The 12,059-nt window shown below is 32.1% G+C and carries 10 protein-coding genes and 1 tRNA gene; 5 read left to right on the top strand and 6 right to left on the bottom strand.

The window, feature by feature from the left end:
* Nucleotides 1–412: 412 nt before the first annotated feature.
* Nucleotides 413–1,297, bottom strand: a complete 885-nt coding sequence (locus A2255_00995) for a hypothetical protein (protein ID OGI22028.1) — start codon at nucleotides 1,295–1,297, stop codon at nucleotides 413–415.
* A gap of 278 nt (nucleotides 1,298–1,575) precedes the next feature.
* Nucleotides 1,576–2,058, bottom strand: coding sequence for a crossover junction endodeoxyribonuclease RuvC (locus A2255_00990; protein OGI22027.1), 483 nt, complete (start codon nucleotides 2,056–2,058; stop codon nucleotides 1,576–1,578).
* Nucleotides 2,059–2,266: 208 nt separating this feature from the next.
* On the opposite strand from A2255_00990, the gene A2255_00985 reads away from it, so the two are divergent.
* From A2255_00985 to A2255_00975, 3 genes are read left to right on the top strand one after another with little or no spacing between them, the layout of a single operon-like run.
* A complete protein-coding gene (locus tag A2255_00985; protein ID OGI22026.1) occupies nucleotides 2,267–3,874 on the top strand; it encodes an apolipoprotein N-acyltransferase in 1,608 nt (535 codons plus the stop codon).
* Complete coding sequence (locus A2255_00980) at nucleotides 3,840–4,361, top strand: hypothetical protein (GenBank protein ID OGI22025.1); 522 nt, start codon at nucleotides 3,840–3,842, stop codon at nucleotides 4,359–4,361. The genes A2255_00985 and A2255_00980 overlap by 35 nt, the downstream gene beginning before the upstream one ends.
* Before the next feature lie 3 nt (nucleotides 4,362–4,364).
* Nucleotides 4,365–4,745, top strand: coding sequence for a hypothetical protein (locus A2255_00975; protein ID OGI22024.1), 381 nt, complete (start codon nucleotides 4,365–4,367; stop codon nucleotides 4,743–4,745).
* A 92-nt stretch (nucleotides 4,746–4,837) separates the two neighbouring features.
* Here the strand turns inward: A2255_00975 and A2255_00970 are convergent, their stop codons facing one another.
* Entirely contained in the window at nucleotides 4,838–5,779 is a 942-nt protein-coding gene (locus A2255_00970; protein OGI22023.1) for a hypothetical protein, read from the bottom strand.
* A 209-nt stretch (nucleotides 5,780–5,988) separates the two neighbouring features.
* On the opposite strand from A2255_00970, the gene A2255_00965 reads away from it, so the two are divergent.
* Nucleotides 5,989–7,014 (top strand): hypothetical protein, encoded by a 1,026-nt coding sequence (locus A2255_00965; GenBank protein ID OGI22022.1) that lies wholly within the window; start codon nucleotides 5,989–5,991, stop codon nucleotides 7,012–7,014.
* A 56-nt stretch (nucleotides 7,015–7,070) separates the two neighbouring features.
* Here A2255_00965 and A2255_00960 read toward each other — a convergent pair whose 3' ends face one another.
* From A2255_00960 to A2255_00950, 3 genes are read right to left on the bottom strand one after another with little or no spacing between them, the layout of a single operon-like run.
* Nucleotides 7,071–7,937, bottom strand: coding sequence for a 3-deoxy-8-phosphooctulonate synthase (locus A2255_00960; protein ID OGI22021.1), 867 nt, complete (start codon nucleotides 7,935–7,937; stop codon nucleotides 7,071–7,073).
* A 55-nt stretch (nucleotides 7,938–7,992) separates the two neighbouring features.
* Nucleotides 7,993–9,210, bottom strand: coding sequence for a hypothetical protein (locus A2255_00955; protein OGI22020.1), 1,218 nt, complete (start codon nucleotides 9,208–9,210; stop codon nucleotides 7,993–7,995).
* A 43-nt stretch (nucleotides 9,211–9,253) separates the two neighbouring features.
* Complete coding sequence (locus A2255_00950; protein ID OGI22019.1) at nucleotides 9,254–11,641, bottom strand: hypothetical protein; 2,388 nt, start codon at nucleotides 11,639–11,641, stop codon at nucleotides 9,254–9,256.
* A gap of 170 nt (nucleotides 11,642–11,811) precedes the next feature.
* On the opposite strand from A2255_00950, the gene A2255_00945 reads away from it, so the two are divergent.
* Nucleotides 11,812–11,889 (top strand) — tRNA-Asp (locus A2255_00945).
* The last annotated feature ends 170 nt before the right edge of the window (nucleotides 11,890–12,059 follow it).

Genomic DNA, 12,059 nt, shown 5'->3' with positions numbered 1-12,059 from the left:
AATTATAGCATTATTTAATGGATTGCTTCGCTTCGCTCGCAATGACAGATTTGCGTTTTAAAATACGCAATAATTTTTTGTTTGTTCCTATGTTTATCTCGTCACTACCTGTTTGCTTCGCACAGGTAAGGTGACTCTATAAACATTAATACTAAAGTAATTCCTGACTAGTGTATAGATCGACAAATAATATGCTATAATTTCCCGAACTGTCATCCTGAGTGACATAGTCACTTTTCCAAGTTATCAATCCTTCTAATAATACCCAATGTCATCCTGAGGAACGACGTGAGGATCTTGCCAATTATGAATACTAGTTTTTAAATGTACAATGGATGGATTGCCACAGATTCCTTCGGAATCTTCGCAATGACAGGGGTCGCTTTTAACATATTATTTGCAAATCTTGCCACTAGAAGTATAACTCTTCTCCATAAGCCTTTTTAGTGAATATTCTAATGGCTTCTTCTAACGGTACACCCTTTATCTCAATATCTCTAATGTCAGATTTTCCTATACCCAGCTTTCCAGCCTCAAATATATGCCTTACTGCCTGATGATTAAAACCAAATAACTTTGCTCCTACAGCATCTGCTGCAACAGCATCTTTACTTGCAATTGTTAATCCAGTTTCTACAGCTTTACCTTCCAGTGGGCCGCTCCCAATCATTGATGGATGACCTACAATAATCCCTAATTGAATTGGAAAACGCTTTATCATCGCCACAATAAATCTCTGTAAATCATCGAACATATGATGTTCGTGCTCACTCATGCTGGATCTTGGATGCCCGTAATAATTTGCAGCTGGATAACTCATCGCTACATTTTTTAAACATAAAGTCACTGTAGCTGTGGCATGTAATTTATGCTGTGCTAGAGAAATCAAAGTTTCATATTCAAAAATTCTGGGATTAACCATAACAGTTTTTTGTGGACCAAAATCCAATCTTACCTCTTCAAACGGATAGGTATTATGGTCAAAAAACTCTACTTTTTCTTCATTTAGTGCATCAAGCATGCCGGTTATTTTAAAAACATTATAAGTAACCTCAGCACCAGCTCCGCCTGTAGCTACAATTTTCTTTGGATTAAAGCTTTTTATATAGCGAATAACTGCTCTAAGTGTATCTCCTCGGGTAACCCCGCTCATATTTGCAGAGTCAGCATAAGTATCATTAGGTTTGATTGCTACAATTTTGCCCTCAATTATATCCTTAATATCAAGTTCATCTAAAGCTTGAATTATTGATTTTTCAATATTTTTATCATTGTGTCCTATAGCAACAATAGACATACTAATATTCCCCACTTTTTAACTATATAAGAATATTTTGCATGCTTTATCCATTTTTTTAGATAACCTGATAGACTAACCGACTTACTATATTTTAAACAAGTTAGGTTTATAAAAACTTTCATTTTCTTAAGAATGCGCCATAGATGCTATCTAAGAAATAAAAAATGAACAGTATTAATCAAAAAAACCTCTGTCATTGCGAAGATTCTGAAGGAATCTGTGGCAATCTATCAATTTTACAATTAAAAGGTATTATTCAGAATGGGAATAGGTTCTTAGTTAATTTGCTGTCTGGAATGGCATAATGCTATTGCTATAGCGTCACACGTATCATCAAGCTTAGGAACATCCTGTTGCAAAATTATCTGAATCATATTTTTTATTTCAGCTTTTTCTGCTCTTCCATATCCTGTAATTGTTTGCTTTACAACAAGAGGAGTGTATTCATAAATAGGTATATTATACATTTTCAGGGTCATAATTATGACTCCTCTGGCTTCACAAACAGGCACAATTGTTTTTGCGTTTTTAAAATAAAAAATCTGCTCAACAGCAGCTACATCAGGACTATATGTTTTAATTAATTCAGTTAAATCGTTATGTATTTCTAATAATCTTGTAGAATTATTTTCCTTTTTACTTGTTTGTATAGAGCCTGAATTAACAATAATATATTGATCCTCATTAGATTTACAATCTATATCGAGTACACAATACCCAGCTATTGCCATTCCAGGGTCTATTCCAATAATTCTCATTTAAATCTTTCTTAATGTATACTTGTTCTATTACTTTGTATAATAGAAATTATTGTTCTAGTAACTATAATTATATTAATTTATAACAAATTTCAAATTTATTAACTTTTATAATTACACTAAAACAAAAAAGTCATTAACTGACAAACTAAAATATTAACGTGATACATTGCTGTATTTGTAGAAAATTTTGTGAGTCAATATAAAAATGAACAACCAAAAAGTCGAGAATCGCCCACAACTAATAAAAACAACCTCAAAATATGTTCAAAAGATAAAAAATAGGTTTCCAATAAATAAAAAGCCTCCAACAAATTTGGAGTTAGATAAATATGCCATCTTAATAAGTTTTATATCAGGGTTGTTCCTTGCTTTTAGCATGCCGGGGTTTAATTTTAGTATTTTAGCTTGGATTGGCCTTGTACCTTTAATTATTCTTATTAACAATAGTAAATCTCTTAGAAAAAGCCTATTATATTCACTTACTTTCGGCTTAGGTTTTAATCTATTAAGTTTAAGTTGGTTTACAGGTTTACATCCTTTAGAGTGGCTCGGTTTTAGTAACAATAACAGTTTTATTCTGACAAGGTCAATATGGATTTATTTGTCTTTATATTCTTCATACTTTTTAGCAATATTCGGCCTAGCTACCTATGTTGCCACACATCTTAAAATAAATACTGTCGGAAAAAGCCTTTTAATTGCCTTAAGCTGGTCAATAATTATAAATAAATTAATGGCTTTAGGAGAATTTGCCTTTCCATGGTCAATGATTGAATATTCACAATATCTTAACCTCTCATTACTTCAATTTGCCCAGTATATAGGGGGCATAGGAATAGGGTTCTTTATTATATTTATTAATTCATTACTTGCATTTATCATTTATGAGTTAATAAATAAAAATATTGAGCTTAAACCCGCTCTGGTAAAAATTACAACTATTACTGCAAGCGTTGTAATTATTCATATAATTGGATTTATAATTTTAAGCATTCCTGTTAAACCTGACAAAATAATAACTGCAACTGTAATTCAAGGCAATATTACAGTAGAAGAAGAAAAGAAAGACGCTTTATCCATTAATACAGCTAAAGCTTATTTTCTAAAAGAAATAAAAAAAGCTCCTTCAGGATTAGTAGTTATTCCAGAAACAGCATTCTTTGAGGTTTTAAGACTTAATGATATTAATTTTTATAGTGAACTGGAAACTATAGCCAAAAATCAAAATAAAACAATAATTCTTGGAACGGTTGATGTAACTTTCGAAAACAAGAAATTAATACCAACTAATTCAGCTATTGTACTGGATAAAACACTGCAAACCAATGAAAATAGTATTTACGACAAACAACGATTAGTTCCATTTGGAGAATATACACCTTTTTCAAATATTCTGCCTGATTACTTAAAAAGATTTACTTCTACAGCTGGAAAAACAGATTTTTATAAAGGAAATACTATAAAAGTAATAAATACAAGCTTTGGTAATGTTGCTCCAAATATATGCTATGAGATGATCTTCCCTGATCTCATTAAGTCGCAAATTAAAAATAATGCTAACATACTTGTAGGACTTTCTAATTTATCCTGGTTTCGTAACAGCATAATTAAAGAACAATTTGTAGCTTTTAGTACTATGAGAGCAGCAGAAGCCCGTAAACCACTGATTTTCTCAGCTAATACAGGCCACTCCGTAATTATAAACCCCAATGGTAAAATACTAAGAAAACTACCTAAAAATTCTTACAGCTCGGCCGCTATCTCTATAGGTTATAACAATGAAAAATCCTTTTTTTCAAAAACCATATTTTAAAAAAATTTTTATAGTAGCTACCTGTGGGATATTAGCTTTTTTGTTTTCGCTTAGTATCTATGCAGAAAACTTAGCAAGTAGAGACTTTGCTGTGATTAATAATAAGAAGGTTTTCCTGGAAGTGGCAAATACAGCTGAAAAAAGACAAATGGGTTTAATGTACAGGGATAACCTGGAAGAAAATCAAGGCATGATATTTTTATTTGATATGCCTGATTACGTTAATTTCTGGATGAAAAATGTAAAAATTCCCCTAGATATACTCTTTATTTATAAAAATAAAGTTGTTACAATGTATAGTATGGTACCGGCTTGTGAAAATGATCCGTGTGAACTTTATTCATCAAGATATAAAATAGATTATGCAATAGAATTAAAGGGTGGTTTTTGCCACAAAAATAAAATTAAAGTCGGACAAACAGTAAAATTAAGTAATGAACTTAAAAGAGAATCAGATAAATTCCTAAAAACTCAATTAACGAGGTGAACCATGAAAAAAATCAGCAAAAAGTTATTAACAAGTATAAGCATAGCTCTAATAATAAGTGTTTTCTTGATAAGTCAATTTGCTTTTGCTGTTAGTAGAACAACTGTGATTGTATTTTGCACAGAATGGAACGCAAAATGCAGAGCCGCCGTACCTGCTATAGAATCATTAATAAATGCATACGATGGCAGAGTCGATATACAACAATTTAATATCGACTTAAATACTACACCAGAAAGAGCAAGAGCTATGGGGATAAATATCCCTTCAAGAATTCCGCACATTGTTGTACTCGATAAAAGCGGGAAAATTATTTTTCAACAAGATTATTCTCCGCAAACTCCAGCTCAACTAAAACAAGCTTTAGATACTATTGCCAGATAAAATTTTTCAAGTATATTTAATTAAAGCCTCTAATCCTAGGATTAGAGGCTTTAATTAAATATACTTCGTACAAAATGCAAATTTTTACCTGATTATTCACCATTACCATTAGTAATAAAATTTTTATCCGGCTTAACTATGATAACAGACTTACTCTCACTAATTTGCGTTCTTGCCTGACTTAGCTTTTCACGTATATAATCTTCCAAGCTTGAACCTCTTATCATTCTGTCAATAAAACCGTTATTAAGCTTAACTGCTTTTTCATAAGCCCCAATTTCTTCAAGTGTATCTTTTATTTGCTCAAAATCATAGCTATAGGAATATTTTGATTGACAGGTTAATAATTCTCCAGTAGTAGACTGAATATCCTTACCACCTTCATCAAAATAAACTTTAAATATAGATTTAATATCAGATAGCTCAGCTTGTAATGCCTGAACTGTTTGCTGAATTCTTAAATATCTTTCGAATAAGTAATCTATATTTTTTAATTGTGATAATTGCCACTCATATTTTCTGTCGTATAATTCTTTTAATCTCGGATAAGCTAGTGCAAGTCCTTTTGCATCTGCCATAGCTCTGTGCCTGACATCAAATTCTACTTTAAATCTTCTCATTAAAGCATCAAGTCCATGAGAAAACTCATCAGGAAATACTTCTCTAAACATATGCTGCGTATCTATTCTGTGATTATCAAGTCCATGACCATAAAGATCTCTGCAAGCCTGTTTTAAAAAGCTATAATCAAAAATTACGTTGTGACCTATAATTGTATAATCCTTGATAAAATCCAAAATTTTAGGCATAGCTTCTTCAAGAGTTGGAGCATCAGCTACCATTTCCTGAGTTATGCCATGAATATTAATACTGGATTGCCTAATTTCCTGCTGCGGATTAATTAATGTTTCAAATTCTTCAGTAATTTCGTTATTTACAAGTTTAACACCTGCAAATTCAATAATTTTTTCTCTACGATAATCTAAACCAGTAGTTTCAATATCTAATACAATTTTTATATCTTGATTTTCCATTTTCCCAGCAACTATCTATTTTTTCACTCCCTACTAAAATCTTATCACAAAAGGTAGAGCAAAAACCTAACCAAATAAAAAACTTTATAATTACTTAACCCTAATTTTCAATCAATCCATATATTTTTGCATTTCAGTACGATTTTATCTTAAGCAGATTTATGAAATAATAAAAAAATAAAATACGTAGCCTTATAAGGAGAAATATTATGACAATAACTAAGGTAGCTTTCTTCGATATAAAAGATATTGAAAAAAAGTATCTGGAAGAAAATAAACCTGAAAATTGCGAATTTATTATGATTAAAGAATCCTTGCAAGAAAGTTTGGATAAATATTTAGATCAGGTAAAAGATGCAGACATTTTATCTATTTTTACAACCTCAAGAGCAAGAGCTGATTTGCTTAGCAAATTCACGAATTTAAAAATGGTTACTACAAGATCAACAGGATATAATCATATAGACTTGGAATATTGTAAAGAGCAGAATATTCCAGCAGTAAATGTCCCTAAATATGGTGATTGTACAGTAGCAGAATTTGCCTTTGGCCTATTACTGGATGTTACAAGAAAAATAACTCAGTCTTATAACGATCTAAAGGCAGGAATTATCAATATTCAAGGCAATCTTGGAATTGACCTAAATGAAAGAACCATAGGAATAATTGGTACTGGGGCAATAGGAACTCACGCTATCAAGATAGCAAATGGTTTTTGTATGAAAATTCTGGCCTATGATCCATATCCTAAGAAAGAAGTGGAAGAAAACTACAATGTACAATATGTTGATTTAGATACGCTGTATAGAGAATCTGATATTATCAGTATCCATGCCCCTTCAACTAAAGAAAATTTTCATATGATTAATGATGAATCTTTCAGCAAAATGAAAAGAGGCGTAGTAATAGTTAACACCGCAAGGGGCGAAATTATGGATACTCAGGCACTCTATAAAGCTATTAAAAATAAAATTGTAGCAGGTGCAGGCCTTGATGTACTTGAATGTGAAGATATTCTTAATAATGAAGATGAATATTTAATGAAAGTTGACTGCATTGATACTAATTGTTTGAGTAGAACTCTGCTTAATCATAAATTACTTGAATTACCAAATGTTATAGTAACACCACATGTTGCTTTTGATAGTCTAGAAGCATTACATAGGATATTAAAAACAACTATAGATAACATTAATGGTTATTTATCCGAAAATATTCCCAATAGAGTAGCATAGTAAGTTTTATAGCCCATTTTTTGAATTCTAAATGCTTAAGTATTTAGAATTCAAAATTACTTATTAACTATTTCAAATATTTCCTTGCAAATACTTAGTAAATCATAAGCCTTATTCAAAGCTATCATGTTTGGTCCATCACAAGGAGCATTATCCGGATCCGGATGAATTTCTAAAAATAATCCGTTAGCTCCTGCTGCTACAGCTGATCTTGATAAAGTCTCTACAAATTCTCTCTGCCCGGAAGTATGAGTTCCACCAGAACCTGGCAACTGAACGCTGTGAGTAGCATCAAATATTACAGGATAACCAAGATCTTGCATAATAGGGATAGCTCTCATATCAGAAACAAGATTTCCATAACCAAAGCTAGCACCTCTTTCTATGAGAACAACTTTATCATTTCCACTATCAATTACTTTTTTAGCCGAATTTGCCATTTGCTGAGGTGCTAAAAACTGACCTTTTTTAATATTAACTATTTTTCCTGTTTTAGCAGCCGCAACAAGTATATCAGTCTGCCTGCATAAAAAAGCAGGAATCTGAAGAACATCAGCAACTTCTGCTGCAACTTTTGCTTCCTCAGGATGATGAATGTCTGTTACAATAGGCAAATTAAATTCTTTTTTAACCTGAGCAAGTATTTCTAAGCCTCTTTCAATACCAACTCCTCTATATGACTCAATGGAAGTCCTATTTGCTTTATCGTAAGACGCTTTAAATATATATGGCAGTTCTAATTTAACTGCAATTTCCTTTAATTTCTCTGCTGTTTTAAAAATAATAGATATATCTTCTTCTATAACACAGGGCCCAGCCATTATAACCATACTGGAACCACCAATTGAGAAATTATTTAAACTAACTTCACTAATTTCTCTCAACTCTTTACCCTCATTGCTACAAGTAAAACTTGTTCTCATTATGATATTAAAATAGACTTAACGCAAATTGCAGTTAAGTCTATTTTTAAAATTCTTAAACAACAGTATTTTGTGCCCAATTTTGCAGATAATTTTTACTTTTTGAGAAATTAATAGCAACTGAGCTTAATATTTTCACAGTTATAGCTATCGCTCTTTCATCAATGTCAAACATAGTGCTATGTAATGGATAAGAAGCACCCTCTCCACCAGTTCCAACTCTAATTAACATACCTGGTGCATACGATAAATATGAGGCAAAATCATCTGCGCCAAGACTGGGTTTTGAAATTCTTTCTATATTTTCTGCCCCAATTATTCCTGAAGCGCTATCTTCAGTTAATCTTGCTAGCGTAACATCATTTATTACAGGAGGATTACCATTATAATTTTCAAATTCTACTGAAGCACCATATGCTCTGGCATGGTGAATAGATCTTTCTTTTATTAAATCGAGTATTTTATCTCTCATATCAGGTTCAAAAGTTCTGACTGTTCCCTCAATCTCGCAAGTTTCAGCGATAATGTTAGAGGCTGTACCCCCTTGAATTTTCCCTACCGATATTACAAAAGGATCAACCGGATTAAATTGCCTTGCAATATCAGAATATAAACAATTTAAAATATGACTTGCAACAAAAATAGCATCAATAGCTTCATTTGGCCTGGCTGAATGTCCGCTCCTACCTTTAACGGTAAGTTTAAAAAAGTCAACAGCAGCTGCTACCATGCCATATTTAATACCAATTTTCCCTGTTTGCAGCGTAGGTAATGCATGAATGGTAAAAATTGCATCAACATCATCCATAACTCCCATCCTGGTTAATGCATCAGCACCACTGTTAGAAACCTCTTCTGAAGGCTGAAATATGAATTTCAAGTTCACATTAAGCTCATTTTTTAACTTAGCCAGAGTTAAAGCTGTTCCTAAAACCACTGTTGTGTGAAAATCGTGCCCACAAGCATGCATTACACCCTTAACTTTTGAAGCATATGACTTTGTTTTTTTATCTGTGACTGGTAACGCATCCATATCTGCACGAAAGACAATTGTCTCTTGATTTTTTTCTGAATGAATATATCCAATAACAGCAGGACCTGCTTCTGTGTTGATAATTTCAGCCTCAATTCCTGCTTCTTGTAATCTTGCATGAATATAATTAGCTGTATTAATCTCTTGTCCGGATAATTCAGGATATTGATGTAAATATCTTCTTATATCTATTAGTAATGGTTCAAATTCATTAACTACTGTTTTGAGTGACTCAAGCACAACTATCACCTTTTTATAACTCTACTACAATTATAGCTCTTATTTAATGGTGGTGTCCATGCTGGTTTTCACGTTCTTCTTCAGACATATTATTATATTTATTATCAAAAAACTTCTTTAATCCTAAAGCTATATAATGAGGCGCAAAATTTATTACATCATGTGCAATATGTCCTGCTTTTGAATTTTTAATAGTATTAACTGTGCCATTATCACTAGATAATGGGTTATGTTGCGATAACCAACTAAAAGCAGATGTACCTGCTACTTTTTGACCTGCTTTAGAAATTAGTCCCTGCCTAAGTTCAGAATATTCTTCCGGCGTAATATGGGCTGTTCCATTTTTAACCATGGATTCTTTTAACTTGTTGGAAAAATTATGCCAGTTTTGATTATCTAATAGGAAATAAACACTTGATGTCCAGCATTCTAAAGTCCCGGCTAATGTTATCAAAGGCACTCTACTGGCAGGACCCAGCAACAACATGAGCGGAACCATACCTATCGCAAATGGTTGACTTACTCCAACTCCTAAAGTTTGCCCTTTATTTAGTGAATGTGCAGAAAATGCTTTCCAGGTTTCCTGGGATTTCCATTTTTCAACTTTTTTAGGATCATCTTTAATTTCAGGAGGTGGATTTTTAGAACCATTTTGCATTAGTTCTTTTAATTTATCGGAATAGGCACTTAAGCTGTTGATTACACCGGAATATGCGTCTATAGCAGATAAATTTCTGTACATGAAACTATTAAGTGTGCCTCTTATCAGTCCATCACCTACAGATAAACTACTAAACGGTAGTGCCGCAATAAATGCAAGGAAAATATTTCTAATAGTTTTCTCAAAATTTTCTTCAGCTACTTTATCTCCAAATTCATTTTTCCAGTGTAAATAATTGGCACCGGCAGACGCTCCGCTATCAAGATTAGCAGCTAATGCGTGAGCAACAATTTCAAAAGCAGGGATGCCTGTTTTTTCGCTTAATTTTTCTGCAAATTCTACGAATAATCCAATCCCAACTGACATTTTAATTAAATCTTTGGCATCTTCACCGATTCCAAGAAAATATCCTTTTGATATCTCTGACATGCAATTAATTTTACCAAAATCCCCCACCTTTTCTGTGAGTTTTTTGCCATTTTCTGGTCTATTAATGTCATATACCTGAATATAATTATTTAAATAACCATCCAATTCTTCTGCAATAGATTTAAATTGCTCTTTGTACTTGTTATCAGTAGATTTATTCAGGGTTTTAAGGATTTCATCTTTAGTTTTCCTGTCACCAAGACAATATTTATAAAACCAATCTTCAATAAAAAGATAATCTTTATTCATTGCCTTAATTTTTTCAACTATATCATTCGCAGCGCTTTTAGGCGTTACAATGATTGTGCTATCAGGATCATAATCCGCTATTCCCTTAGCTGCATTATTTAAAAACTTAGCTTCATAAAAATTCTTAGGTTCCTGCCTTAAGCCTAAATATTGATTATTGTAATACTCACCAGGGGCACCTGCTTCCTTACCTAAAGGATCATAAAAGTGCTGAGGTACTCTTGATACAGTAGTTATATTAAATTTGTTATTTATATCACTTAATGTATGCAAAGCTTCATGCAGCTTTTCCTCAGCAGCTTCAAAGTATTCCTGTTCATCGTTATCTGCTTTATTTCCTGCTATTTCTTCATATAATTTATCAATAATAAGCCCCTGTATTACTTCATCTGACAAAATACTGTTTAAATTCGCCTGATCATCAAGTATAAAAGTCTTTGTTTTCAAAATTTCAGGAAGAATATCATTAACTATGTGCTTAAAATCCTTTGTTTCTTCCTCAATTTGATCTTGCGATAAAACTGTTTCTAATTGATGATCTTCAGCATCAAAACTTATTCTATTAAAAGTTTCAGGCCTATCTAGAAGATTAAGATAAATATCTTTTACCTGAGTATACTTTTCAGCATCCAAAAAATTAAGTTTTGCAGGTTCAGTAGCACCTATAACGATTAGATCAGAGTTCTTTAACTTATCAAACTTTTTAACCACAGAATTCGAGACTTCATTAAGTAATTGCCCTCTATCCTTTTGATGTTTATTCTCAAAAACATTTATTTCCCTTGCAGCAGTCGGATTTACAAAAGAATCTAAAATCGCATTATGCATATCAGCAACAGACATATAATCAGCATAATCTTTTAAATATGCTTTTATATCGGGTTGAGCAGGGACTTTTCCTGTAAAAGACAGTTTATTTGTTTGCTGTAACTGAATATTCTTTTTACTGGAAGAAAAACTGGCTGTATCTTTTGTTAAAGATTTGTTACTTAAAGAAAAATCCCAACAAAAGTTATTTTTTAAAGAAAACTTAGAATAATCTTTTTTATTTTGACTAAAATTCAAATTATTATTTAATCTAGTATCATGCATATTTTCTACCTTTGATAAATAATCCAACATTCTTATCTATAACTGTAAAACTTGTGAATATAAAAAAATGCCAATAAGCAAGTTTTTATTAGCAATAAGAAATTTAAAATAGGTTTTAAAAAATAATTGTTGAAATTAAAGAAATTGTATTCTATAATTCTATAAGTCGTGGGGCTGTAGCTCAGTCTGGTTAGAGTGCCTGCCTGTCACGCAGGAGGTCGCGGGTTCGAGCCCCGTCAGCCCCGCCATTAAAAGCCCAGATCATTTCAGATCGGGGCTTTTATTTTTGTTCTACTTGGATTCCTTGTCTGTGCACAATGCACCCTAATAATTTTTTGGTAGTGGTATAAAACAAAGTGATAAAAAATTCGTCATGTAAACTGTCCAAAAAATGAGGGCAGGGAAATGAGGAATAGAC

This window comes from Candidatus Melainabacteria bacterium RIFOXYA2_FULL_32_9 (assembly GCA_001784615.1).
Lineage (GTDB): Bacteria > Cyanobacteriota > Vampirovibrionia > Gastranaerophilales > UBA9579 > UBA9579.
The sequence above is the reverse complement of the archived record's forward strand: the minus strand, read 5'-3'. Positions and strand labels throughout refer to the sequence as shown.